Origin of the sequence: Amycolatopsis coloradensis (genome assembly GCF_001953865.1) — a bacterium.
In the GTDB taxonomy this organism is placed as follows: domain Bacteria; phylum Actinomycetota; class Actinomycetes; order Mycobacteriales; family Pseudonocardiaceae; genus Amycolatopsis; species Amycolatopsis coloradensis.
The window spans coordinates 598,147-621,221 of record NZ_MQUQ01000003.1; the positions used below are offsets into that span (position 1 = coordinate 598,147).

General features: G+C 67.7%; 26 protein-coding genes and 1 pseudogene. 15 read left to right on the top strand and 12 right to left on the bottom strand.

Translation table 11 applies throughout. The features are described 5' to 3' along the window. Positions 1-870 precede the first annotated feature (870 nt). The 3 genes and pseudogenes from BS329_RS44390 to BS329_RS06480 form a co-directional block, all read left to right on the top strand. Positions 871-1,376 (top strand): annotated as a pseudogene (locus tag BS329_RS44390) (YdcF family protein); the annotation flags it as partial. 58 nt (positions 1,377-1,434) lie between these two features. Further along, complete coding sequence (locus BS329_RS06475; protein WP_244197043.1) at positions 1,435-1,956, top strand: hypothetical protein; 522 nt, start codon at positions 1,435-1,437, stop codon at positions 1,954-1,956. Between the two features lie 249 nt (positions 1,957-2,205). Beyond that, positions 2,206-2,694 (top strand): GNAT family N-acetyltransferase, encoded by a 489-nt coding sequence (locus BS329_RS06480; RefSeq protein ID WP_076156953.1) that lies wholly within the window; start codon positions 2,206-2,208, stop codon positions 2,692-2,694. A gap of 3 nt (positions 2,695-2,697) precedes the next feature. On the opposite strand, the gene BS329_RS06485 is transcribed toward BS329_RS06480, so the two are convergent. Both BS329_RS06485 and BS329_RS06490 read right to left on the bottom strand, forming a co-directional pair. Then, complete coding sequence (locus tag BS329_RS06485; protein WP_076156492.1) at positions 2,698-3,351, bottom strand: hypothetical protein; 654 nt, start codon at positions 3,349-3,351, stop codon at positions 2,698-2,700. 86 nt (positions 3,352-3,437) lie between these two features. Continuing rightward, positions 3,438-3,839 carry a DUF4279 domain-containing protein gene (locus BS329_RS06490; RefSeq protein ID WP_076156495.1) on the bottom strand — a complete coding sequence of 134 codons (402 nt, stop codon included), beginning with the start codon at positions 3,837-3,839 and terminating at the stop codon, positions 3,438-3,440. A 36-nt stretch (positions 3,840-3,875) separates the two neighbouring features. Between BS329_RS06490 and BS329_RS06495 the strand changes: the two genes are divergently transcribed. Both BS329_RS06495 and BS329_RS06500 read left to right on the top strand, forming a co-directional pair. Further along, positions 3,876-4,268 (top strand): TIGR03618 family F420-dependent PPOX class oxidoreductase, encoded by a 393-nt coding sequence (locus tag BS329_RS06495; protein ID WP_076156497.1) that lies wholly within the window; start codon positions 3,876-3,878, stop codon positions 4,266-4,268. 34 nt (positions 4,269-4,302) lie between these two features. Then, a complete protein-coding gene (locus BS329_RS06500; RefSeq protein WP_076156500.1) occupies positions 4,303-4,830 on the top strand; it encodes a GNAT family N-acetyltransferase in 528 nt (175 codons plus the stop codon). Here the strand turns inward: BS329_RS06500 and BS329_RS06505 are convergent. The 3 genes from BS329_RS06505 to BS329_RS06515 form a co-directional block, all read right to left on the bottom strand. After that, positions 4,827-5,165: an MmcQ/YjbR family DNA-binding protein gene (locus tag BS329_RS06505; RefSeq protein WP_076156956.1), complete on the bottom strand. Its 339-nt coding sequence runs from the start codon at positions 5,163-5,165 to the stop codon at positions 4,827-4,829. The two genes, BS329_RS06500 and BS329_RS06505, sit on opposite strands and share 4 nt — an antisense overlap. A 55-nt stretch (positions 5,166-5,220) precedes the next feature. Beyond that, positions 5,221-6,879, bottom strand: coding sequence for a bifunctional metallophosphatase/5'-nucleotidase (locus BS329_RS06510; RefSeq protein ID WP_076156959.1), 1,659 nt, complete (start codon positions 6,877-6,879; stop codon positions 5,221-5,223). Positions 6,880-7,192: 313 nt separating this feature from the next. Further along, positions 7,193-7,696 (bottom strand): GNAT family N-acetyltransferase, encoded by a 504-nt coding sequence (locus BS329_RS06515; protein WP_076156503.1) that lies wholly within the window; start codon positions 7,694-7,696, stop codon positions 7,193-7,195. A 151-nt stretch (positions 7,697-7,847) separates the two neighbouring features. Here BS329_RS06515 and BS329_RS06520 point away from each other — a divergent pair, with 151 nt between their 5' ends. Further along, positions 7,848-8,495, top strand: coding sequence for a VanZ family protein (locus BS329_RS06520; protein WP_076156505.1), 648 nt, complete (start codon positions 7,848-7,850; stop codon positions 8,493-8,495). On the opposite strand, the gene BS329_RS43795 is transcribed toward BS329_RS06520, so the two are convergent. Continuing rightward, positions 8,436-8,612 carry a hypothetical protein gene (locus BS329_RS43795; RefSeq protein WP_167479987.1) on the bottom strand — a complete coding sequence of 59 codons (177 nt, stop codon included), beginning with the start codon at positions 8,610-8,612 and terminating at the stop codon, positions 8,436-8,438. The two genes, BS329_RS06520 and BS329_RS43795, sit on opposite strands and share 60 nt — an antisense overlap. A 314-nt stretch (positions 8,613-8,926) precedes the next feature. Here BS329_RS43795 and mug point away from each other — a divergent pair, with 314 nt between their 5' ends. The 6 genes from mug (at position 8,927) to BS329_RS06550 (ending at position 14,047) form a co-directional block, all read left to right on the top strand. Then, positions 8,927-9,478, top strand: coding sequence for a G/U mismatch-specific DNA glycosylase (mug, locus tag BS329_RS06525; protein ID WP_076156508.1), 552 nt, complete (start codon positions 8,927-8,929; stop codon positions 9,476-9,478). Positions 9,479-9,756: 278 nt separating this feature from the next. After that, positions 9,757-10,557 carry a response regulator transcription factor gene (locus BS329_RS06530; RefSeq protein WP_076156511.1) on the top strand — a complete coding sequence of 267 codons (801 nt, stop codon included), beginning with the start codon at positions 9,757-9,759 and terminating at the stop codon, positions 10,555-10,557. 138 nt (positions 10,558-10,695) lie between these two features. After that, positions 10,696-12,540 carry an acyl-CoA dehydrogenase gene (locus BS329_RS06535; RefSeq protein ID WP_076156514.1) on the top strand — a complete coding sequence of 615 codons (1,845 nt, stop codon included), beginning with the start codon at positions 10,696-10,698 and terminating at the stop codon, positions 12,538-12,540. 123 nt (positions 12,541-12,663) lie between these two features. Then, complete coding sequence (locus BS329_RS06540) at positions 12,664-12,939, top strand: GlsB/YeaQ/YmgE family stress response membrane protein (protein ID WP_076156517.1); 276 nt, start codon at positions 12,664-12,666, stop codon at positions 12,937-12,939. Positions 12,940-13,013: 74 nt separating this feature from the next. Continuing rightward, a complete protein-coding gene (locus tag BS329_RS06545; protein ID WP_076156520.1) occupies positions 13,014-13,310 on the top strand; it encodes a GlsB/YeaQ/YmgE family stress response membrane protein in 297 nt (98 codons plus the stop codon). A 20-nt stretch (positions 13,311-13,330) separates the two neighbouring features. Next, on the top strand, positions 13,331-14,047 hold the full coding sequence (locus tag BS329_RS06550) for a leucine-rich repeat domain-containing protein (protein ID WP_076156523.1): 717 nt from the start codon (positions 13,331-13,333) through the stop codon (positions 14,045-14,047). Between the two features lie 3 nt (positions 14,048-14,050). Here the strand turns inward: BS329_RS06550 and BS329_RS06555 are convergent, their stop codons facing one another. The 3 genes from BS329_RS06555 to BS329_RS06565 are packed head-to-tail and all read right to left on the bottom strand — an operon-like array spanning position 14,051 to position 18,077. Next, on the bottom strand, positions 14,051-15,898 hold the full coding sequence (locus BS329_RS06555) for a VanW family protein (RefSeq protein WP_076156525.1): 1,848 nt from the start codon (positions 15,896-15,898) through the stop codon (positions 14,051-14,053). A 27-nt stretch (positions 15,899-15,925) separates the two neighbouring features. Beyond that, positions 15,926-16,219 carry a GroES family chaperonin gene (locus tag BS329_RS06560; RefSeq protein ID WP_076156528.1) on the bottom strand — a complete coding sequence of 98 codons (294 nt, stop codon included), beginning with the start codon at positions 16,217-16,219 and terminating at the stop codon, positions 15,926-15,928. 40 nt (positions 16,220-16,259) lie between these two features. Next, positions 16,260-18,077 (bottom strand): NHL domain-containing thioredoxin family protein, encoded by a 1,818-nt coding sequence (locus BS329_RS06565; protein ID WP_076156530.1) that lies wholly within the window; start codon positions 18,075-18,077, stop codon positions 16,260-16,262. 292 nt (positions 18,078-18,369) lie between these two features. Here BS329_RS06565 and BS329_RS43285 point away from each other — a divergent pair, with 292 nt between their 5' ends. Together BS329_RS43285 and BS329_RS06570 are read left to right on the top strand one after the other, a co-directional pair. Further along, positions 18,370-18,528, top strand: a complete 159-nt coding sequence (locus BS329_RS43285; protein WP_158075755.1) for a hypothetical protein — start codon at positions 18,370-18,372, stop codon at positions 18,526-18,528. Positions 18,529-18,538: 10 nt separating this feature from the next. Then, complete coding sequence (locus BS329_RS06570; protein ID WP_076156533.1) at positions 18,539-19,108, top strand: hypothetical protein; 570 nt, start codon at positions 18,539-18,541, stop codon at positions 19,106-19,108. On the opposite strand, the gene BS329_RS06575 is transcribed toward BS329_RS06570, so the two are convergent. Continuing rightward, complete coding sequence (locus BS329_RS06575) at positions 19,105-19,422, bottom strand: DUF1330 domain-containing protein (RefSeq protein ID WP_076156535.1); 318 nt, start codon at positions 19,420-19,422, stop codon at positions 19,105-19,107. The two genes, BS329_RS06570 and BS329_RS06575, sit on opposite strands and share 4 nt — an antisense overlap. A gap of 49 nt (positions 19,423-19,471) precedes the next feature. Between BS329_RS06575 and BS329_RS06580 the strand changes: the two genes are divergently transcribed. Beyond that, complete coding sequence (locus BS329_RS06580; protein WP_244197044.1) at positions 19,472-20,170, top strand: TetR/AcrR family transcriptional regulator; 699 nt, start codon at positions 19,472-19,474, stop codon at positions 20,168-20,170. Here the strand turns inward: BS329_RS06580 and BS329_RS06585 are convergent. Both BS329_RS06585 and BS329_RS06590 read right to left on the bottom strand, forming a co-directional pair. Continuing rightward, positions 20,167-20,634, bottom strand: coding sequence for an SRPBCC family protein (locus tag BS329_RS06585; protein WP_076156538.1), 468 nt, complete (start codon positions 20,632-20,634; stop codon positions 20,167-20,169). The genes BS329_RS06580 and BS329_RS06585 overlap by 4 nt on opposite strands. Positions 20,635-20,669: 35 nt before the next feature. After that, on the bottom strand, positions 20,670-23,015 hold the full coding sequence (locus tag BS329_RS06590) for an oxidoreductase (RefSeq protein WP_076156541.1): 2,346 nt from the start codon (positions 23,013-23,015) through the stop codon (positions 20,670-20,672). Positions 23,016-23,075 lie beyond the last annotated feature (60 nt).

The following is a 23,075-nucleotide window of genomic DNA, read 5'->3' on the forward strand; positions in this document are numbered from 1 at the left end:
TTACAAGGACGCCTAGGAGACCAACCGCGGCTACAACCAAGGTTCCCCACCAGGGAGTAGGTCCAGTCATCGTGCTCCGCTCTTGAGTTAGACGTCGCTCCGCTCGGGAGAGTAGGAGAGCTCGATCGGGCGGCCACGGCAGCACGCCCAATGCTGTATGGATCGTGACGTCGTTAGGCAAGCCGTAGCGCCCGACAACCAGTGCCTGCGCCGCAGCGCGCCGCCGACGCCTCGTCGAGCAAGAATGCTTCGTCGCCCGGACGGCCGCTGAAGTCGACGCCGCTGATCTCTAGCGTCGAACCCATGGACGCCACACCGTACGAATGGACACCGCACGGACTGCCCCGCTACCGTTCGCGAGATGCTCCGGCCTTTCTGTGCACGGAGACTCAACTACGCGGACTCGGGTTGGTGCCGGGGAGCTCGCCCTGTGCGTACGTCGACTCGCAGTACGGCCCAGCCGCCTTGTATCTGGTCACCGAGGCGAGGCTTTCTCAGCCCGAGAAGTGGCCGCTGAACCACCCAGAAGCCGGATCGTGACAACGGCCGGTAGCACCGGGTCAAGGCGGGAAGGCGTGCCTTGACCCGGCACCACCGTCCGCGTGCTGGCTTCGTATCGGGGTGGCGGGTGAGGACTGGGTGGGGGCAGCTCATGCCATTAGCGTGCCATTCAGGCCGGTCAACCAAGGTCAACGCCAGGCATCGCGGGAGACGAGCGTCCGCAGGTCAGGGCCACTTTCCAGCATGATCACCCTGGTTCCCAAGCTGAATACGCGGGTTCGATTCCCGTCATCCGCTCTCCCGCGAAAGCCCCAGGTCAGTGGATGTCCACTTAGGACATGGGGCTTTCGCTTTGACTCGGACTCCCCGATGACCGAGACCCTGCCGGATGATCTCCGCGCCGACGTCCAAACGCTCAGGGACTAACCACGACATGCGTCACGAACTCCGGCCCGCCGACGTCGGCATCGGGCTCGGCAGCCACGACCTCGGCGTCGCGACCCCGCACCGCGGAACTGTTCCACGCCGGGATGTTCCCACTCATCGTCTTCACCAGCGCCAACATCGCGCTCACTCGGAGGCTGCTGGCGTCTCGCGGCCTCAATGTTGCTTCGGTCGTTCTCATCTCGCGGCCGTATCAGCAGCGACGGGCGTATGCGACTTGCAGGAAGCTCTGGCCCGAGGTCGACATCATCTGTGCTTCGCGGCCGCTTTCGCTGGACGAGTACATCGAGAGCATCGGCGATGTGGACCGGGTCATCAACATGCTTGTCAGGGATACCCAACTTATTACTGTCCATGCCGAACGCGGTTTCGCGATTCACCAAGAGATCCCTGACAATGTGACAGAATCCTATGAGCGTCTTGTCCGAGCCGATCGACTGCGGGGACCCCTCCCCTTAACCCGCCGTTACCTTCCGCAGCGTGCGAAGAATGTCGAGCGACAGCACCGCGTCTGCCTTGCTGACCGTTCTGGCGGGGGCGCTGCTCCTCCCGCTGTTGATGGTCGGCGCGATCTTCCTCCTCATCGGCCTGAACACGGGCAGCGCGCCGGGGCCGTACACCGTCGTTTTCGCCAGGCCGGGCGACGAATGCGGGGCGACCGGGCACTACCTCGACGCGTCCACCGGCGAGCCGCTGAGGTGCATGGGGCCTGGACTGCTCCGGATGTCCTCGATCGAGTTTCCCGGTTTTTCCCCTGAGCAGAACAACGAGGTGCGCCGCTGGATGAGCACGTTGGTGGAGGACGGCGAGCTGAGCGTCTTCGACCATCGTGCGATCCAGGGCAGGATCGAGGGGATCGCGGCCGAATTGCCGCCGGGAACGCGTGTCGAGCGGGAGTCCGGCACGACGGAGATCTGGATCGGCGCGGGCTTGACGGGCGCCGGGCTGCTCTTGGGTTCCGGCTTCGCCTGGCGGTGGTTCCAGAACTACCGGAACGGTTTCCCTCACTAGCCACACAGCGGCGAAATGTCCAAATTGATCCGCAAAGCGGCGTCGGTGAAATACCGCTCGTCATTGTCCATCGACGTGTAGACATCATCGACCCGCGTTAAGTGGTGGTCGCCGCTGCCGACGGCCAGGATGTGGCCACCGGCGGTACATCCGGTCTGAACGGTGCAGACGATCTCCTACTCGGCCCTCCGAACTCCTCGGGTCGCGAAAGTTCGTCGCACGGACGACGCGGTTGTTACGGTGCCGATCATGGAGATCCGGCAGTTCACCGAAGACGACTGGCCGCGGGTGTGGCCCATCGTGCGCGAGGTCGTGCGGGCGGCGGACACGTACACCTACGATCCCGGCCTGAGCGAGGAAGACGCTCGCGAGACCTGGGTCGAGACGCCGCCGGGCCTGACGGTGGTCGCGGTCGAGGACGGCCGGGTGCTCGGCACGGCCAAGACGGGGCCGAACCGCGACGGACCCGGGTCGCATGTCTCGACGGCCAGCTTCATGGTGGACAAAGATCTTCGCGGCAAGGGTGTCGGCAGCGCGTTGTGCGCGTATGTCCTGGATTGGGCCAAGGCACAGGGGTTCGCGGGGATGCAGTTCAACGCGGTCGCCGAGTCGAACGTGGCCGGGATCCGGGTCTACGAACGGCTCGGGTTCGAGATCGTCGGGACGGTGCCGGGCGCGTTCGAGCACCCGGCGCTGGGGCGCGTCGGGTTGCACGTCATGTACTGCGACTTCGGCTGAGGGTCAGCCTTCGACGAGTTCCCACGGGGCATCGGCGCTGGGGCGGTCGTACACCTGGCCGGGCGCGGCGCTCAGCACCAGCGCGACGTCCGGGTACAGCGTGACGGCGTGCTCCATCTCGAGGGCTTCGACCTCGAAGTCCTCGTTCTCCGGCACCTGGAAGCCGACGAGCAGCCAGGTGCCGTCCGCCTCGCGGACGACCTGGCGCACGGCGCGGGCCGGGGCGGCGGGATCGGTGGCGATCTCGGCGAGTTCGGTGCTCACCTGGACCTCTTCCAGCGGCGAGCCGGGATGCGTCCACGCCGCGAGGCGGGCGGCGCGCACCAGGAGATCCTCGTCGTCGTCATCCGAATCGGCGACCGAGCTCAGCAGCCACGTACGGCGCTCCGGGTCCCAGTCGGCGGCCATGCCGGTGGGGAGGCCGGCGAGCGCGGCGATTTCGGGGATGAGGTCCACCGCTTCCCGCAGGGGCAGCGCGCCGAACGCGTCGCGGTTGAGTTCCATGTCCTCGGAGAACTCGTTGCCGTCGCTGATGAACCAGTCACCGTCGTCGTCCAGCACGACGAACGCGAGGTTCGACGGGTCCTCCACGAGCGACCGGGAGATGATGACCGGCGACTCCGGATCCTGGCGCAACGGCCAGTTCTCGCTCGACATGCTGGGCTCCCAACGGGGTTGTCCGGCTGTGGGGCACCATCCCACCATCTCCTGCGTTCCCGCCGCGCACCGGACCGGCCGAAGCGTCACTCGCTGAGGTCGTACTCGTCGACGTCCAGCGCCGCGGCGGCTTCGGTGAGAAACGCGATCACGGCAGGCGAGAGATGCCAGCCGAATTCCTCGCCTCCGTCCCGGTGATGGAAGTAGCGCACCACCTGAAGCACCGCGCTCACCCCCTCGTCCGCCAGGGTCCGGATTCCCGGGCGGACCGGGGCGAGCCTGCCGATCACGCTCTCGATCTGGTCGTCGACCGGTTCCGAACCCCGATGCGTCACCTTCCAGGCGTGCATCCGCGGCAACCGGTGTTCGGCGGACCGCGAACCCAGTACCAGGACCTCGTCGGGCTGCATACCGAGCCGCGCGGTGATCTCCGCGGCGGACACGGTTTCGCTCTTCAAAGCGAAGTAGCAGTACTGGTGGACCTTCATAGGCCAGGGACCCTAGCTTTCGGGCAAGCTGACCAGGTGAAACGTGATCAATCGCTTATCGAACGTCTCACCCGGGAGCGCAACGCCTGGTTGTGCACACTTCGCGCGGACGGTTCACCGCACGTCACGCCGGTGTGGTTCGTCTATCTGGGCGACGTCTTCTGGGTCAGTAGCGGCGACCGGAACGTGAAGGTGCGCAACGTCGCCGAAGACCCGCGCGTCAGCCTCGCGCTCGAAGACGGCGACGCCCCCGTGGTCGCCGAAGGCCTTGCCCGTGTCCATCGCGAAGCTCTGCGCGAAGACGTTCTCGCGGCGCTGGCGGCGAAGTACGACGGCTGGGCGGCAGGCGAGGAAGTCGAGCCGTTCGGGGCCAGAGTGCTGCTGGAAATCCCCGTAAAGCGGTGGCTGCTCCAGGGTATCGCCCAATAGTCTTGAAAGTCCGATACCGATCTTGGGATGGACGATGCTGACCGGTGAACTGATCCGCTTACGGCCGCTGGAGCCCGAGGACGCCGACACGCTGTGGCGCTGGCACAACGACCCGGAGGTCGTGCGCTGGTTGACGTCGGATCACCCGGAATCGCTCGCCCAGATCCGCGAGCGCTTCGCCAGGCGGGAGCCCAACAGCTACGCACGGGTGAGCTTCGCGATCGAGAGCCTCGCCGTCGGCACTCTGATCGGCACCTGCACCCTGCGCGACGCCACACCGGAACAGGGGCGTGCGGAACTCGACATCTACCTCGGCGAGAAGGATCACTGGGGCGGCGGCTACGGCACCGACGCCATGCGCACGCTTTGCCGCTACGGCTTCGAAAAGATGCGGCTGCACATGATCGCGCTGTGGGTCGTGGTCGACAACGAGGCCGCGATCCACATCTACCAGAAGCTCGGGTTCCAGGTGGACGGCAGGCACCGGCAGGCGTTCCGCGGCCAGAACGGCGAGTGGCACGACAAGTACCTGATGAGCCTGCTCGAAGGGGAACTCCGCTAGTCGTCCAAACCTCTCGTGAGCCTGGCGGGCGCCTTCAACCGCCAGGCTTCCTCGATGAGCTCACGCAGCTGCGCCTTCTCGACTTTTTCCAGGTCGACGAGGATCGCGCCGTAGCCGTCGTAATGCGGCGTGGTGAAGTACGCGGGGTCACCGGAGGCCAGCAGGGCCTCCTTCTCCGCGTGCTCGCACAGCAGCATCAGCCCGCCCTCGGCCTCGGTGCGCAGCCGGGCGAAGTTCTTGCCCGCGACCTTCAGCGACGGTGTGTGGTACGAAGTGGACTCCTCCACCTCCGGCAGCCTGCCCGCCAGGTCCACGACTTCTTCCCAGGTCGTCATGGCGGACATTGTGCACTGGGTCACTGACAAATCCACGCCGAAGATGTCACCTGGGCTACGGGAGGACGGTGATCCGATCCGCGGCGGGCGGGGCGATGCCCGGGTGTGCCGCGAAGTACGCGATCAGCGCGTCCAGGTCCACCGGACCACCCGAAAGATCGGTCCCCTTGGTGAATTCGGTGAAGCCGTCCCCGCCGGCGGCGAGGAAGTTGTTCACCGACACGCGGTACGACGCCGCCGGGTCGATCGGCGTGCCGCCGAGCGTCAGGTTCGAGATGCGCGAACCGGCGGGCGCGGTCGCCGAATAGGAGTACTTCAGCGACTTCGAGATCTGCAGGATCCGCACGACGCCGTTCGCCTGCCACTGCTGCTCGAGCACGTTCTTCAGGTTCGCCCCGGTGAGCGTGATCGTCTGCATGATGTTCGCGAACGGCTGCACGGCGAACGCCTCGCCGTAGGTCACGACACCGTCGCCCTCACCATTCGGCGAAGATGCGTAGCTGAAGTCCGTGCGGATGCCGCCCGGGTTCGTCATGGCGATCTGCGCGCCATTCGACCGCGTGGCCTCGAGCTGGGCGTCCGCGATGACGTCGCCGAGCGGCGACTCACCGGAGGCCGCGCCCTCGTCGACCAGGTCGGCGGTGATGGTGCCGACGGCCTTGTTCGCGATCGGCGCGGCCTTGGTCTTGGCCTCTTCGATCAGGTCCTGCACGGTGCGGTCCGGCTTGACGTCGCGAGTCACGATCTCGTTGTGCGCCTTGGTCTCGCCACGCACGACGTCGCGGGTCCGGCGGTCGATCTTCAGGTCGACGACCGACAGCAGACGACCGAACGAAGCACCCTGGATCACCGGGCGGGGCTTGCCCTCGGGGTCGTTGATCACGCAGTTGTACTGCTGGTGGCTGTGCCCGGTGAAGATCGCGTCCACTTCGGACGTCACCTGCCGCGCGATCGCGGTCGCGGCGCCCGGCTTGACCTTGCACTCGTCCGGACCGGCGGTCTCGGAGTTGTCGCCCTGGTGCAGCAGCACGACCTGCGCCTTGACGCCGAACAGGTCGAGCAGCTTCGCGGTGCGGTCGATCGCCTGGACCTCTTCGCCGAACTTCAGGCCCTTGATCGCCTCCGGGGTGACGACCTGCGGCAGGTCCTTCAGCGTCGCGCCGATGACACCGATCGGGACACCGCCGGAGAATTCGATGCTGAACGGCAGCAACGCCGGGAGGCCGTTCTCGTGGTACACGTTGGCGCCGAGGAACGGGAAATTCGCGCCCTTGAAGGACTTCCGGAACTGGCAGCCGTCGGCCGGGTGGCAACCGCCGTTCTGGACGCGGCGGAGTTCCTTGAGTCCTTCGTCGAATTCGTGGTTGCCCACCACGGAAGCCTCGACACCGAGCAGGTTCAGCAGTTCGACGGTCGGCTCGTCGTGGAACAACGCCGAGATCACCGGCGACGCGCCGATGCTGTCACCGGCCGAAAGCACGACCGTATTGCGCGCTTCGCCGCGAAGCCGCTTCAGGTGCGTCGCGAGGTAGGCAGCGCCACCGGCGTTGACCGTCGCGCCACCGGGCAAGGTGACGCGGCCGCTCGAACCGGACGGCGGTTCGAGGTTTCCGTGCAGGTCGTTGAACGTGACGATCCGGACATCGGTGGTGGCAGGCGCGGCGGACGCGGGCACGGCGACGGTGACCAACGCGGCACCGACGACCAAGGCCAGCCGGGCGGTGAACTTCGTTCTTGGGCGCACGGCGGAGGAGTTTGCCTGGCGAACCTGACCTGCACCAGAGGAAAAATCAGGACGATAGGCAAACGTCACATGTCGCGTGAACCGTTCAGCAGCAGTTTCGTCACCAGCTCGGGTTCGTCGTTCATCGGCACGTGCCCGCAGCCGGGAAGGATCAGCAGTTCGCCTTCGGCGCGATCCGCCGCAACTCGGCGACCTTCGGGCGGGGAGGATGCGATGGGGTGCGGACTCGCCGAAACCGGGCAGATCGACGGTGATGACGTCTCGGTGCGAACGCGAGGCCAGGCTATTTACTGCTACCGGCGGTAATAGGTAAATACGGCAACACGTAGCAAAAGCGTTCACGCCGCCGGGTGACGTCGTTCGGCATCGGCTCCAGTTCACCCGTCGCGACGAACCCCAGCCGCAGATACAGCCGTCGCGCCCGGTCGTTGTCCTCCGCGACATGCAGCCATACCTCGCGCGCGCCGTCGGCCTCGGCGGCTGACCGCAGTTCACCCATCAGCTTCGTGCCGAGCCCTCGTCCGCGTGCCTCGGGCGCGACCCACATCGAGTAGAGGATCCAGCCGTCGTCGCGTGCCCGTCCGGCGACGAGGCCGACCGGGCGGCCGTCGTCGAACGCGGCGAACCAGGCGTCCTCGGCCAGCCTCGCGAGCCACTCTTCGTCGGACTGCGCCCGTTCCGCCGCGGCGATCGAGCCGTAGTTCTCGGGGGTGTCCGTCAGGGCACGCAGGCGGATCCCACGGAAAACGTCGAGGTCTCCGGCGGCCAGCCGTCGCACGAGCAGCATCCGGGCAGAATCCCACGGCCGGCGCCGGGGCGGGGAGCGAGTATTCGCCGATCGGCCAAGATCGGGGTCGGCCACTCGGCCGATTCGGCCCCGTCCGCCGCGGCCCTTCGACCGAAGTGGCGGGACCGCCGGGATCCCTAACGTCGGTGTCATGACGAACGCACAGGTCACCGCTTTGCAGTACGGCTTGATCGGCTTCTTCGCGCTTTGGGCGACGGTGCTGATCCCGCAGCTGATCCTCCTGCACGCGCGGCACGGCCAGGTGCGCCTTCGTCCCGTCCTGACGATGGCCGCCGTGCTGCTCTACGGCACCATGACGCTCGCGGTGACCTTCCTGCCGCTGCCAGGGCCCGGCGTCAACCGGCTGAGCCAGACCGTGCAGCTGACCCCGTTCCAGTGGATCACCGACATCCACACCGAACTGCTCAAGCACGGACTCCCGATGGCCGACTGGTTCACCACCCAGACCTTCCAGCAGGCCACCATGAACGTGCTGCTGTTCGTCCCGCTCGGTTTCTTCGCCAGGACGCTCTGGAGGCGCGGCTTCGTCGGCACGACGCTGATCGGTCTCGCCGCTTCACTGCTGATCGAGAGCACACAGCTGACCGCGAACTTCGGCACCGCGCCCTACGTCTACCGGATCTTCGACGTCGACGACCTGCTCAACAACACCGGTGGCGCGATGCTCGGCTGGATCGCCGGAGCCCTGCTGCTCAGCCTCGTGCGGAAGCCCGTTCCGTCAATGGTCGAGGTGCAGCCGTTGCGCCGCGAGCGGGTCGACCTCGCCCAGGCTCGCTAGTCTCGCCCGCCGTCGTTGGGCCGCGCGCCGCGCGGCCCGCCGGTCTTCCGCGACCACCAGCACGGTAGCCACCACGAAGATCAACGCGACCAGGCCGAGGATGAGCGAGAGCTGCAAAACGCCTCCTCGAATACGGCCTTGTGTGCGAGATCACAAACAGTACGCAGGTCGTGGTGACTTGGCCACCCCTTGCGACGAAAGTGGGTGTCGCGGATCACGGGGCCCGGCACCGAGAGCCCAGGCCACGCGGGCTGGGTAGGTGTCGCGAAAGCCACTTTCGGGACACCTGATGTCCTGAAAGTGGCTTTCGCGACACCTGAAGCCGACACAAGGCGAGCGGAGCACCTCACGCCCGCCGCATTTAGTCCTCTAAATGCGGTGGTCGTGAACGCCCCTGCTCCATACCCGTCAGCGTGCCGGAAACTGGCCAGGTGAGGACACGACCGACCAAGGACGAACTGGCCGCCGCGTACGGCAAGACCATCGACGACGTCATCGCGCCGGATCTCGACGTGCTGTTCTGCGGAATCAACCCCGGCCTCTACTCCGGCGCCCTCGGCCTGCACTTCGCCAGACCGGGGAACCGGTTCTGGCCCGCCCTGCATCGCGGCGGCTTCACCCCGCGCCTGCTCGATCCGAGCGAGCAGGACGAACTCCTCGGCTACGGACTCGGCATCACGAACGTCGTCGCGCGGACGACGGCGCGGGCCGACGAACTGACGAAGGACGAATTCCTCGAAGGTGGGCGCCTTCTCACGGCGAGGGTCGCCGAATACCGGCCACGGTGGCTCGCCGTGGTCGGGATCACGGCCTTCCGGACCGCGTTCGGCCTGCCGAAGGCGAAAGTCGGCCCGCAGGACGGCGCAATCGGTGGCGCGCGGGTCTGGGTACTGCCGAATCCGAGCGGGTTGAACGCGCACTGGACGCCTCCGGCGCTCGGGGACGAGTTCGGTCGCCTCCGGGCCGGAGTCCACTCTGAGTAGTGAATGTGTCAAGAACTCCCCTGGACGCGCTCATTCGAGCAAGAGATCCACAACCTGCTGGTACGCAGAGTTTGCCGCGACGATGCGATACATCTATGAGGGGGATACCGCGTCACGTCCACCGGCCTACTGACTCGTAATAGTTACGAGGTGTTATTTCCGTCCGGTCCCGCAGGGGGACCGGTTGACGAGGGTGACCACGCCGGGGGGCGGTGGTCGCCGAAAGGACTCCAGGTCCTCGTCCGGGAATGACGGGCAGGAAAACGGAGGGGTCCGTGATGCGAGGCATCGAACCGAACCGAGCACAGGCGGGGAGGCCTGGCGGACTGTCACCAGGCGGCCGGGGCCTCGGCGTGGCCGCCGTCGATCCGATCCCGATCTTCTGCGAGGGCCTGAGTTCGCTGGTCCACCGCACGCCGGGGTTGCAGTGGCTCGGGCACGCGGGGAGCCATCACGCCGCGCTCCAGTTGTGCGAGCAGCTCAAACCGGACGTCATCGTGCTGGATTCGGCGCTCGATCCGAACTGCCACCTGTCCCGGCTGCTCAGCGGCGGCGACCCGGCGCTGGTCATCGTCACGCTGGTCAGGGACACCAACCGCACACAGCAGTACCTCGCCGCGGCGATCGCGGCAGGCGTGCACGCGATCGTGCCGCGGGCGACCGACGGACGGCATCTGACCGAGGCGATCCGGCGCGCGCACAGCGACCGCCGCTACATCGACCCGACGCTGGCGGCGCTGACGGCGCGGCCGAAGCGCCAGCCCGTGCTCCCGAAGGCGGGCGAACCGCCCAAGCCCGCGACCGCGCGCGGCCTGATGCCGCTGTCCCGGCGCGAGTACCAGGTCCTGCAACTGGTTGCCGAGGGGCTGGAGAACTCAGGAATCGCGAAGATCCTGTTCCTGTCCGTGGAAACCGTGCGGACCCACGTCAAGAGCATCCTGCGCAAGCTTTCCGCCCGCGACCGGACACACGCGGTCACCATCGCGTTCCGATCGGGCATCCTGGTGGCGAACCCCGACGACGCGCACAGCCCGCCGGACGCCGCTCCGGCGCCTTCGATCGCGCCGTCACCCCGCTGAACCCCCCGTATCGCTGATTTACACATCACAACAGTGGCCATGCACTTGCCGTCGGTTACCCACAGGTAATATCCTGAAGTTACCGGCGAGTAGGGGATGTGTGCCCGGCCGGGGAGCCGAACACATTGGAGTGACGAAATGGGCCACTACAAGAGCAACGTCCGAGACCTGGAGTTCAACCTCTTCGAGGTCCTCGGCGTGCAGGACCGCCTCGGCAAGGGCGTCCTCGCGGAATCCGACGAGGAGACCGCCCGCGGCGTGCTGACCGAGCTGAACAAGCTCGCTTCCGGTCCCCTCGCCGACTCGTACGCCGACGCGGACCGCAACCCGCCGGTGTACGACCCGAAGACCTTCTCGGTGAAGATCCCCGAGTCGTTCAAAAAGAGCTACCAGGCGCTGATGGACGGCGAATGGTGGCGGCTGGGCCTGCCGAACGAACTGGGCGGCTTCGGCCTGCCCCCGACCGTGCAGTGGGCCGCCGCCGAGCTGATCCTCGGCGCCAACGCGCCGCTGTTCATGTACATGGCGGGCCCGAGCTTCGCCGGGATCGTCGACAAGAACGGCACCGAAGAGCAGAAGCGCTGGGCGCAGGTCATGATCGACCGCGGCTGGGGCGCGACGATGGTGCTCACCGAGCCCGACGCCGGTTCCGACGTCGGCGCCGGCCGCGCCAAGGCCGTCAAGCAGGAGGACGGCTCCTGGCACATCGACGGCGTGAAGCGGTTCATCACCTCGGCCGAGAACGACATGGTCGAAAACATCATGCACCTGGTGCTGGCCCGCCCCGAGGGCCCTGGCATCGAGACCAAGGCGGGCACCAAGGGCCTGTCGCTGTTCCTCGTGCCCAAGTTCCACTTCGACGGCGAGACCGGTGAGCTGGGCGAGCGCAACGGCGCCTTCGTCACAGGAGTCGAGCACAAGATGGGCATCAAGGCCTCCACCACCTGCGAGCTGACCTTCGGCCAGCACGGCACCCCCGCCAAGGGCTGGCTGCTCGGCGAGGTGCACGACGGCATCGCGCAGATGTTCCAGGTCATCGAGTACGCCCGCATGATGGTCGGCACCAAGGCCATCGCGACGCTGTCGACCGGTTACCTCAACGCGCTCGAGTACGCCAAGGAGCGCGTCCAGGGTGCCGACCTGCCGAACATGCTGAACAAGGCGGCGCCGCGCGTCACGATCACCCACCACCCGGACGTCCGCCGCTCGCTGATGTTGCAGAAGGCGTACGCCGAGGGCCTGCGTGCGGTGTACCTCTACACGGCGTCGTTCCAGGACCAGGTGTGGACCGGTGAGGGCGACGAGGCGTCGCAGAAGGTGGCGCACGGCGTCAACGACCTGCTGCTGCCGATCGTCAAGGGGGTCGGCTCGGAGCGCGCGACCGAGCAGCTCGTTCAGTCGCTGCAGACCTTCGGTGGGTCGGGCTTCCTTCAGGACTACCCGATCGAGCAGTACATCCGGGACGCGAAGATCGACTCGCTGTACGAAGGCACCACGGCCATCCAGTCGCTGGACTTCTTCTTCCGCAAGATCGTCCGCGACAAGGGCGCTTCGCTGGCCTACGTCGCCGGGGAGATCACGAAGACCATCGAGTCGGAGATCGGCAACGGGCGGCTCAAGAACGAGCGCGGTCTGCTCAAGCAGGCGCTCGAAGACACCCAGGGCATGCTCGGCTCGCTGATCGGCTACCTGACCTCGTCGCAGGAAGACCCGCAGAACATCAACAAGGTCGGCCAGCACACGGTCCGCCTGCTGATGTCGGTCGGCGACCTGCTCATCGGCTGGCAGCTCATCAAGCACGCCGAGGTCGCCATCGGCAAGCTTGACGCGGGCGCGTCGGCGAAGGACGCCCCGTTCTACGAAGGCAAGATCGCCGTGGCGTCGTTCTTCGCGAAGAGCGTGCTGCCGGAGCTGACCTCGCGCCGGGCGATCGTCGAGGCCGCGGACAACGCCCTCATGGAGCTCTCCGAAGCCGCGTTTTAAACGATTTCGTGACGAAAGGCCCTCTCCTTCGCGGAGAGGGCCTTTCTGGTTTCGAGCGGGTTTTCGGCGGGCATCTCCGTGCTGAGTCCGCCTCCCGGCGGAGACCTCGGCAAAGGAGTCTCAATGACAGTCACCGGCATCATCACGGCGATCGTGGTCGGTTTGATCCTCGGGGTGCTCGGCAGGTTCTTCGCCCCCGGCAAACAGTCCATCCCGATCTGGCTGACCATCGCCGTCGGCATCGTCGCCGCCTTCATCGGCACGGCGATCGCCCGCGGACTCGGTTACGCGGACACGAACGGCTTCGACTGGCTCGAACTCATCACCCAGATAGTCATCGCCGGTATCGGGGTCACGCTGGCCGCGAACCTTTACGGACGCCGGGGTGTCACCCGGTAGGGGGTCTTGAGGCGCGACGAGGCGCTTTTACTGTCACGGTGGGTTCAACTCGATTCTCCAGCGAAGGAGGAACCATGTTGGGTGGCCTTTGGGGCATCATCACCACGATCGTGGTCGGCCTGATCCTCGGCGTCATCGGCCGAATGCTGGCGTCCGGCGATCAGAAGATCCCGATGTGGCTGACGATCCTGGTCGGCATCATCGCCGCTTTCATCGGCAACTGGCTGGCAGGCGTGTTCGGCGTCCGCGACACCGCGGGCATCGACTGGATCCGGCACGCCTTCCAGGTCGGCGCGGCCGTCGTCGGCGTCATCGCCGCGGCCGCCATCTACGCGAAGGTCAAGGGCGGCGGGCACCGGGCCGTGACCTGACCGGGCTACGGTCGGCCCCTGTGACCACTCGACTCGAACTCAGTGGCCAGGGGCTGACCTCCCTGACCGGCGTCTCCCTCCCGGACTCACTCGAGTACCTGGACCTGTACGACAACCGGCTGACGTCCGTTCCCGGCGAGCTGTGGTCCTTGTCCGGCCTCCGGGTGCTGAATCTGGCCGCCAACCGGCTGACCTCCGTCTCGCCCGCGATCGGTGCCCTGCGGCAGCTGCACACCCTCGACCTGGGGCACAACGAGCTTTCGGCCCTGCCGGACGAGATCGGCGAGCTTCCCGGGTTGACGGAATACCTTTACCTGAGCGACAACCGGCTGACCGAGTTCCCCGCCGCGCTGTGTTCGCTCGGACGGCTGAAATACCTGGGGTGTACGGACAATCGCATCTCCACCTTGCCGGATGATCTCTCCGGGCTGACCTCTCTGCGTGAGCTTCGCTTGTACGGCAACGGGTTGACCGCGCTGCCGGAGTCACTGGGGACGCTTTCCCCGTTGCGGGAACTGCATCTGCGGCGCAACCGGCTGACGTCGTTGCCGGACTCCATCGGTGAGCTGAGCGAGCTGCGCCAGCTGGACCTGCGCGAGAACCGGCTCACCACCCTGCCGGCTTCCATCGCCCGATTGTCCAAATTGGACAAACTGGATCTGCGATGGAACAAGGAGTTGCGGGAGCCTTCGTGGCTCGCGGACTTCGAGGCCCTCGGCTGCATGGTGCTGCGGTGAAGCTCAGGCGCAGATGATCGTGGCCCGCGGAGAATAGGTCGCGTTGCGGGTTTCCCGGCGGACCTCCGTGCCGGTGACGACGTCGATGAGCACGCGGGTGTCCGAGGTGCTGAACCCGGCGGAACCGGGATCCGCCACACAGCCAGGACCCGAGCCCACCTGCACGGGCTGGGCGACATAGGAGTGCCGTTCGCCGCCGACGCTCTGGACCGAAAAGCGTTTCGTGCCCCAGATCCGCACGGTCACCGAACCGTTGGCGGGGACGACCTGGATCGCGATACCGGTCGGGGCGTCGTTGACGATCTGCATCTCGACCGGCGAACCGTCGTTGTCGATCACCTTGACGTCCCGCGCGACCGGGTAGCGGTCGAGGTGGTGATCGTGCTCCAGATGCCCGCCATCGGCCAGTCCCGCCAGGTACGCGGCGTTGTAGAGCGTCGTCGCGAGCTGCGAGACGCCGCCACCGACCACGACCGGGCCGGTGCCGTCCTCGCTCACCGGGGCGGGCACGTAGCCCGCGTCCGCCGTCCGCGCTCCCGACCGGGCGCCGAGGCTGAACGTCTCGTTCGGCTTCACGATGGTGCCGGAAACGCGGGTGGCCAACGCCTGCACGTTGGTCATCGCGGGCCCGCCGAGGCCCGACGTGGTGAACTCGCCGATGATCTCTTTGATGCCGAGGACGTTCGCCGCGTCGGTGCTGACGGCCGGGCTGCTGGCGTCGTAGACCGCTTTCAGCTCCCGTTCTTCGCTCTTCGCGAGCACCGAGGTCAGCGCGGAGAACGTGAGCTCCCAGTTGACCTTCCGCGCGTCCTTCGACGGCTGGACGGCAGGCCTGTCGCCGACGAAGACGATCTGCGCGTCCGCCCCGTCGGTCTCGGTCGGTTTGAGCTGTGGTTGCGCTGCCGCCCGCAGTTTGCCCTGGTCGATCCGGACCTCGAGGTTGCCGTCTTCGCGCGCGGCGAACTGGAAGGAGCCCGCGATCGCGTCCGGTTTCAGCGTCGCGTCCTTGCCCTCGCCACGGATCAGGAGCGGCTTCGCCACCGCGGGCACGACGATCTTGCCCAGCGCCGCGTGCACTCCCGGCGAAGTCGCCTTCACCGGTGCGACGTTCACCTTCAGCTCGACGCCACCGTCGCTCAGCCAGCCATCGGTGACCGCGGTGACCGACGCCTTGACGTCGGTGAGCGTCTGACCGGCGCGCGGCTCCACCGCGACCGGGAGGACCCCGCCGTCGCTGTCCTCGACGGGTTTGAAGGTGATGTCGCCTTCGACCGGCGGTCGGTTCAGCTTCGCGGCGGCGAGGTCGGAGACGGCCTTTTCGAGCTTCGGCGCGTCTGTCCAGGTGACGACACCGACCTCACGGCTGGTGAAGAACGACATGACCCGCGTGTACGGGCTCAGTGGCTGGTGACCGGCGCGGCCCAGCGTCTGCGGCCAGTCAAGGCCGAGACCGGACGACGTGGGGTACAGCACCGTGCGGACGTCGCCGGCGCGGACCCGCACCGGCTCGATCAGCCTCGGCTCCAGCTCGCGGCGAAGCTTCGATTCGGCTTCCTTGTGCGTGAGGCCGCCGACGTCGATCCCCGCGACGGTGACACCGCGCGGGACGTCCCCGGCGCTGGCGATCAGGTCCACCGCGTACGTGAGCACGAACAGGCCCATGAGCACGCCGGCGAGCATGAAGGCCTTGCCGAGGCCCTTGCGGAACTTCGACGCGGGCGTCGACGGCGGAGGCACCACCCTGTCGCCCTCGAAAAGCTCGCCCACGAGGTCTTCGTCGGTCTCCGTGGCGGGAAGGAGATCGTCGGTGAACAGGTCGGTGCCCGGTTCGCCGTGCTCATCGCGCGCCAACTCTCACCACCCCTCCCGCGACCGGAGTTACAGGTACAACCCCGTGCCGTGTTCGGACCGCTCGGTCGCCACGGCGTGGATGTCCCGCTCCCGCATCACCAGGTGCCCCTCGCCCTGGATTTCGACCTCGTGCTGGTCGTCCGGGTTGAACAGCACGCGGTCGCCGGTCTTGACGTTCCGCACACTGTTGCCCACGCCCAGTACATCACCCCAAGCGAGCCGCCGCGCGACCTGCGCGGTGGCGGGGATGACGATGCCGCCGGAACTCCGGCGCTCGCCCTCCTCGGGGGACAGCTTCACGAGCACCCTGTCCTGCAACATCTGAATCTGGAGTTTCGGCCCGTCTGACACGAGTACGACTCTACTTACCCGGATCCCCGGCCATGACCAGGCTCAGCGTGCTTTCTCCACCCTTTTCGAACCGGACGGGCACTCCCCAGTCCTGCCGGGTGATGCGGCAGGCGGGGTGTTCCCTGCCGCTGTCATCACTGTCACAGCTGGCGGCCTGCGCGACGACCTGCAAGACGCCTTCGGTGACTCCCTCGGCGAAGCGGAGCTTGCGGAACAGGTCCGTGCCCACTCCCGCGCCGTCGGCGAGCAGTTCCGGTGGCGACGCGCTGATCTCCAGCCGCGTCGAGGGGCCGTAGCGATCATCGAGCTTCTCGCCGGGCGGTGGGGCGAAGACGACGGAGAACTCCAGTTCCCCTGGCGCCAGCACGGTCGGCGGACGTCGGACCGCGTGCGCGTCCCCGGCCACGGCCGTCTCGTCGAGCGGCACCGGCCCGATCCGGTTCCCCGCCGACTCGACGACGAGCAGTTCGCCGTCGTGCACCAGCAGGCCGGACGGCTCCGCGAGGCCGGTCGCGAGCGTGGTCACCCGGCGGGTGAGCGGGTCGTAGCGGCGGATGGCGCCGTTGTAGGTGTCGGCGATCGCGATGGTGTCGCCGGGCAGCACGGCGAGGCCGAGCGGATGCTGGAGAAGCGCCTGGTCCGCGGGGCCGTCGACGTGGCCGAAGGAGAACAGGTCGATGCCGACCGCGGTGTGCACGGTGAACGTCTCGCCCTCGGGCTGGATCCAGCGCAACGCCGACGTCTCGGGGTCCGCGAGCCACAGCCGCTGCCCGTCGGGCGTGAGACCGGACGTCTGCGCGAAGAACGCTTCGTGGACGTCGCCGTCTCGCAAGCCCTCGACAGTCGTACCGGCGAAGCGACGGATGCTGCCCGAGACCGGCTCGAACACGCTCAGCGTGTGGTTGCCCGCCATGGCGACCACGACCCCGCCCGCGGGGCCCCACCAGGCGACGTCCCAGGGGCTGGTGAGGTCGACCTCGAGCGCCTTGCCGGTGTCGACGCCGTCGCGCCATTGGCGGCCGGTGCCGGCGACCGTGCTGACCTCGCCGGTGATCAGGTCGATCCCGCGCAACCGGTGACCGGCCGTGTCGGCGACGACGGCGTGGTAGCCCGCGCGCTCCGCGACCTCGTACGGCAACAGCGTGATCCCGGACGGCTCGGTGAAGGTCGCCAGGTCGAACGGCCCGTCCTGCGCGCCGCGGGTGCCGCTGCCGAAGCGGCGGATGATCGTCTCGCCGTCGGACGCGAACTCGACGATGGAGTGGTTGCCGGTGTCCGCGACCAGGATCCGGCCCTCGGCGGTGGTGACGGCCTTGCTCGGGAACCGCAGCTCGGCGCGCTGTTCCTCGGCCGGGACGTACGGGCTGCCACCGCGGCGCAGTGTGCCCTTGGCCTCGTGGGTCGCGACGAGGTCGGCGATCACCCGGCGCAGCGCCTCGGCATGCCCTTCACCGGCGGCGACGTGCACGACGTAGCCCTCGGGGTCGATGACGACCAGCGTCGGCCACGCCTTGACCGCGTACTGCGACCAGGTGGTCATCCGCGGATCGTTGAGCACCGGATGGTGCACCTCGTAGCGCCGCACCGCCGCCTCGATCGCGGCCGCCTCACCCTCGTGCAGGAACTTGGGCGAATGCACGCCGATGGTCACCAGGACGTCGGAGAACTCGGCCTCCAGCGGGCGCAGCTCGTCCAGCACGTGCAGGCAGTTGACGCAGCCGCTGGTCCAGAAGTCCAGCAGGACGACGCGGCCGCGCAGCCCGGCGAGGGTGATCGGCTCGCCGCCGGTGTTGAGCCAGACGTCGCCTGCCAGCTCGGGCGCCCGCACACGGGACTGCGTTCGTGGGGAAGTCACGCCATGAGTGAACTACACGGGGAGCCGCTCTGTTCCGAGGTCCAGGCGTTGAGAGGGCGAGCTCACCCCAGGGGAGGAGCCTCCTGTGGGTGATGAGGGAGCCCGGCTCGGGACGCGCCGTCACCGGCAATCCATGTCTCAGTTCGGCTTAGTTCACTTCGTGTTCACCTGCTGCCCGGAAACAGGACAGCTTTCCGGGTCACCGTGGCGTCAGCGACGATCCGGGGAGCGGGCCATGGTGGCGAACTTGAGTCTCATAGGTCTCTTGACCGCGATCGTGCTGACCTTGGGCCGGGCGCTGATCCTGACGATCGCGCTTCGCGGGACTCGTCCATCCGAACGGGCCGAGATCATCCGCGCGCTCAATGCGCCGCGACTGGGCGTGCACGGAAAAGAGAAGGCGCCCTCACGTCCTGCGACTTAGGCTCGAACACATGTCCACAGTTGAGCCCGCCTTCACCCCAGAGGAGGCACACGACCTCCAGGCGAGCTTGGCCGAACCCGTGCGTCCCGGGTTGAGCGAGGCCGAGCTCGACGACGTCGAAGCACGTTTCGGCTTCCGGTTCGCCGCCGATCACCGCACCTTCCTCTCCGCCGGGGTGCCGATCGGCGACCGCTGGCCGGACTGGCGCTGCGGCAACCCCGAACAGCTGCGCAAACGGCTGGACTGGCCGGTCGACGGGGTGCTCTACGACATCGAGCACAACGGTTTCTGGCTGCCGGACTGGGGAATGCGCCCGATCGACCTCGCCGACGCCCTTTCGCGGGCACGCTCGTATCTGGCGGAGGTTCCGCAGCTCGTACCGGTGTGCGGGCACCGGTATCTGCCGGGGATAGCCGGGAGCGCGGGGTATCCGGTGCTGTCGGTGTACCAGACCGACATCGTTTACTACGGCTACGACCTGCGGGGATACCTGCGGCACGACTTCGGCGACCAGCCGCTGGGCCCGCCGCCACCGGGCGGGCCGCGACAGGTGGAGTTCTGGTCGCGCTTCGTGGATTAGCCGGCGGGGGGCGCGAAGCCTTCGGGCGGTGCGCCCTCGACGAACAGCATCCGCAGTTGAGCCTTGCCCTCCCGGATCCGCCGGGCGCGCCGGTATTCGGGGGAGTCGTACCACTGCCGGACCCGGTCCATGTCGGGGAACTCGATGACCACGAGGCGCTGCGAGTCCCAGGTTCCCTCCACCGGTTCGGGCGTGGGGCCCGCGACCAGGTAGCGGCCTCCGTGATCGAGGATCGACCGCTGGGCGACGGGGGCATAGGCCCAGCCCGCCTCCTCTTCGACCACTCCGACATCGACGACGACATAGGCGGGCATGCGACCTCCGGACACAGTGTGTAGTAATGACACACTGTATCCTGCCGACGTGAGCGAGAGGGACGACGTGACGCCGCGCCGCCGGGACCGGCAGCGCGCGGAGACCAGCCGCGAGATCACCGCGATCGCGCGGCGGCAGATGGCCGACGCTGGGCCAGGAGCGATCACATTGCGCGGCATCGCCCGTGAGATGGGGATGACCGCTCGCGCCATCTACAGCTACTTCGCCACCAAGGACGACTTGATCACGGCACTGATCAGCGGAATCGGCGGGTCGCTCGCCGACGCCCTGGAAACCGCCACCGACGCCGTGCCCGAGACCGACCCCGGCGGCAGACTGGTGGCCTGGGGCCAGGGCCTGCGGGAATGGGCACTGGCCCACCCCGAGGACTTCAGGCTGTTCTACGGGCGCCCCATCCCCGGCTACCGGCCACCCGAGGCGGGCCCGGTGGACCGGACCGACCATCGCGTGTGTCACCTGCTGACCTCGCTGGTGGCCGCCGTGTGGCGCGACGGCCGCCCCGGGGAGGGCGCTTGGTCGGACCTGAATCCCGAGTACGTCGCGAAGATCCGGGAAGACCTTCCGGACGTGTCTCCGGCCGCGGCCGTGCTGGCGCTACGCGTGTGGGGCCGGATGCACGGCTTGGTGGCGCTGGAGATCGACGGCCATGTCCGGTCCGTCGCGCGCGACCCGGCCGCGTTGCATCACGCCGAGATGCTCGACCTGGTCGGCTCGCTTCGGCGTTAAGACTTCTCGGCGGCGGCCTTCAGCCGGGCCAGTGTCGCGGCGATGTTCGCCCGGTTGGCGTCGTCCCGCTTCCAGACACCGGTGAACAGCGACGTCGGGCCGCGGAGCCAGCCCGGCCGCCGGTCCCACGTGCTCTCGACGGCAACGCACCCGGCGCCGGCGGACTCGATGTCGTACTGCCAGCGCGCCACGGGAAGCCCGGCGAAGGTGGTCACCTCGAACGCGAACCGCCGGCCTTCGTCGGCGTCGGTGATCGTCGACAGGGTGCTCCAGCGACGGACCCCGCGCCGGTTGCGGCCGCGGAACTTCGCGCCGACGGCGACGGTCTTCGCGTCACCGACCCAGCTGTGCCCCTCGTACTCCTCGGCCATCCCCGCGAGCGCGCCCGGGTCGCTGACCAGGGCGTACACCTTCTCGGGCGGGGCGGCGATCGCGATCTCGCCGGTGGCGCTGGGCTCGGTCATGGCATACCTCCGTACTGATGGTATGTGAAATACCCTCAGTTGTCACGGCGGAGCATGCGGCTGATACCGGCCGCGACCGTCGTCGCCAGCACCCAGCCCGACGCGGTGAACCCGGCCGCGACCCAGTTGTCCATACCGTGCATGTACCAGCGCGACTTGTTGCCGAAGTCGACGATCGGGACCAGGAGGTCGATCGTGTACAGCACCGGATTCCATTGCAGCCCGGTGTCGTCCTGGTTGACCAGGCACCGCGGCCCGCTCACGGTGAGATTGGGTTTGGTGACGCAGTCGTCGACCCCGAGCCCGAACCACAGGCTCCCGAGCACGAGCAACGTCAGCAGCCAGCCGAGCGCACGCACCGGGCGGAAGCCGTAACCGACCATCGACCGCTGCAACCAGCTCCACACGTGCACACCGGGCCCGAAGAACTTGAAGCCCTTCGCCAGCGCCACATACCGGAACTGCTGCTTTTTCAGCAGCACCGTGGAGGCGTGCTCTTCGTTACCGGACGCGCGCAGCGTCGCCGCCAGCTGGTCGTAGGGCCCTGGCCGGTAACCGTCCATCGCCTTACGCAGCAACACGATCCGATGGTCGATCGCCCGGTCGTCGTCGAGCGCGATGTCCTCTTGCAGTGCGTCGTAACGGAAATCCTCCAGCTCGATCCCCGCCGTCGACGCCCAGAACGCCTCGTTGTCGCCCAGGGTCCCGCAATGCGCGCGCCGCAGCACGATCCGGCCGTCCGGCGGCGACGCGGGCGTGAGCAGGAACTCGTCGGCGGAGACATCGCTGCCGTCGAGCGCGATCCCGTGCTGTGGCAGGGAACCGAGCCGGGCGCCACGGAAATCGACGCGCCGCGCGACCTGGGCGCCGTCGAGGTTGACCCCGCCCTGCGCGACGAACGGGCGTTCCTTGTTCTCGGTGAGGACGAGGTCGCGGCCGATCCGCGCGGTACGGACGTCCAGCGAGTAACTGGTGTTCGTCCGCGCGCCGGGCTCGGTCAGGCTGGTGCCGAAGAGGTTCACGCTGCCGCCGACCTCGGCACCCTGTAACCGCAGCGTTCCCTGGACGGTCGCGTCGGTGAGCTGGAAGTTGCCCGCGATCTTCGCGCGCCGCGCGGAAAAGACGTCTCGCCGGGGATGCAGGAACATCGAGTTCCAGGCGAGCACGTTCCCGCCGACGGTGATGTCGGCCATCCGCAACTGCCCCGACGGCACCCGCAGGCTCGTCGCCTCGATGTCGCCGCCGATCGTCGTCCCGTCGAGGTGGATCGCGCGGTCGTAGTAGGGAATGCTCTGCCCGCGCACGACCTGGACCTCGGCGCCCGCCAGCCGGAGCGAACCGCCGATCCGCGCGTTGACCATCCGCAACGTCCCGGTGGCCTGCAAACCGTCGCTCAGCTCGAGGTTCCCGTTGACCGTCAACCGATCCGCGACCAGCGCCGGCCGCGGATCGATGTACGGGTCGTTCGACTTCCAGGCGTCCACCACGATCGGCCCGGACTGGTTCACCGAGAGCCTGGCCTCCCGCATGATGATGTCACTGTCCACAGTGGCGCTCGGCAGGAACATGATCCCACTGGCGGAGAAGCGTTTCCGCTGCGCGGCGGGCCCGTAGTTGTCCACCTCGCACAGCAGGCTGCCGCCGATGTGGATCCCGTTCCCGTTGAGCGCGAAGCCGTCCCGGTTGTTCAGCGTCGCACCGGAGAAGTTGACGTTACCGCCCGCCCGCATACCCGGGATGCGGACTTCTCCGTTGGCCACCAGCCGATACGCGAGCAGCGCGCCGACGATGTTGACCCGGTCGGCCTGGATCGCCTTGCCCCGCGGATGGGAGATCACCGTGCGGGTCAGCACGACCGAGCCCTCGATGACCGCGTCGGTGAGGTTGACCGCCGCGTTCGGCATCCCGCGCTCGCGATCGTCGCCGCGCTGCACCGTGGTCTCCTCGATCTCGTGCTCGCCGTCGACCTGCACGACACTGCGGATCAGGCGGACGTCGTTGCGGGTACGGAGGTTCCGCGCCTTGAGCCCGGGCAGCCAGCACTTGCGGAACACGAGCCCGAGCAGATGCGCCTCGCGGACGTCCGGCGGATGCTCGAAACGGCACCGTTCGAACCGGAACAGATACTTGATGTCGGCGGCGCGTAGATCGAGCGTCCCGGTGATGTAGGCGTCCTCGACCTGCACGATCGGCGCGTTCGTCGCCTGACGGCGCCACCGGAGCAGACCGGTCGACCCCGGCTTCATCAACTCGGACGCCGAGACCTCGTACCGCCTGTCGGGATTCGGATCGAACGGGTCGAGCGGCGGAAGGGCCGCATCCCCGTTCGCCTCCCCTTCCCCCGGATCGCGCGGCCCGTTGGTGCGCCGAAAGCCCGGCATCGTCTCGCTTCCCTCCCCCGTCGTTCCCCGGCCACCAGCGAAGCCGATCAACCAGGGGAT

Bases quoted from the DNA above. Each gene is read 5' to 3' on its own strand.
- BS329_RS06475 (WP_244197043.1), top strand. From the start codon at position 1,435: ATGTCGAGCGACAGCACCGCGTCTGCCTTGCTGACCGTTCTGGCGGGG.
- BS329_RS06480 (WP_076156953.1), top strand. From the start codon at position 2,206: ATGGAGATCCGGCAGTTCACCGAAGACGACTGGCCGCGGGTGTGGCCC.
- BS329_RS06485 (WP_076156492.1), bottom strand. From the start codon at position 3,351: ATGTCGAGCGAGAACTGGCCGTTGCGCCAGGATCCGGAGTCGCCGGTC.
- BS329_RS06490 (WP_076156495.1), bottom strand. From the start codon at position 3,839: ATGAAGGTCCACCAGTACTGCTACTTCGCTTTGAAGAGCGAAACCGTG.
- BS329_RS06500 (WP_076156500.1), top strand. From the start codon at position 4,303: ATGCTGACCGGTGAACTGATCCGCTTACGGCCGCTGGAGCCCGAGGAC.
- BS329_RS06505 (WP_076156956.1), bottom strand. From the start codon at position 5,165: ATGACGACCTGGGAAGAAGTCGTGGACCTGGCGGGCAGGCTGCCGGAG.
- BS329_RS06515 (WP_076156503.1), bottom strand. From the start codon at position 7,696: ATGCTGCTCGTGCGACGGCTGGCCGCCGGAGACCTCGACGTTTTCCGT.
- BS329_RS06520 (WP_076156505.1), top strand. From the start codon at position 7,848: ATGACGAACGCACAGGTCACCGCTTTGCAGTACGGCTTGATCGGCTTC.
- BS329_RS06530 (WP_076156511.1), top strand. From the start codon at position 9,757: ATGCGAGGCATCGAACCGAACCGAGCACAGGCGGGGAGGCCTGGCGGA.
- BS329_RS06535 (WP_076156514.1), top strand. From the start codon at position 10,696: ATGGGCCACTACAAGAGCAACGTCCGAGACCTGGAGTTCAACCTCTTC.
- BS329_RS06540 (WP_076156517.1), top strand. From the start codon at position 12,664: ATGACAGTCACCGGCATCATCACGGCGATCGTGGTCGGTTTGATCCTC.
- BS329_RS06545 (WP_076156520.1), top strand. From the start codon at position 13,014: ATGTTGGGTGGCCTTTGGGGCATCATCACCACGATCGTGGTCGGCCTG.
- BS329_RS06560 (WP_076156528.1), bottom strand. From the start codon at position 16,219: ATGTTGCAGGACAGGGTGCTCGTGAAGCTGTCCCCCGAGGAGGGCGAG.
- BS329_RS06570 (WP_076156533.1), top strand. From the start codon at position 18,539: ATGTCCACAGTTGAGCCCGCCTTCACCCCAGAGGAGGCACACGACCTC.
- BS329_RS06575 (WP_076156535.1), bottom strand. From the start codon at position 19,422: ATGCCCGCCTATGTCGTCGTCGATGTCGGAGTGGTCGAAGAGGAGGCG.
- BS329_RS06585 (WP_076156538.1), bottom strand. From the start codon at position 20,634: ATGACCGAGCCCAGCGCCACCGGCGAGATCGCGATCGCCGCCCCGCCC.
- BS329_RS06590 (WP_076156541.1), bottom strand. From the start codon at position 23,015: ATGCCGGGCTTTCGGCGCACCAACGGGCCGCGCGATCCGGGGGAAGGG.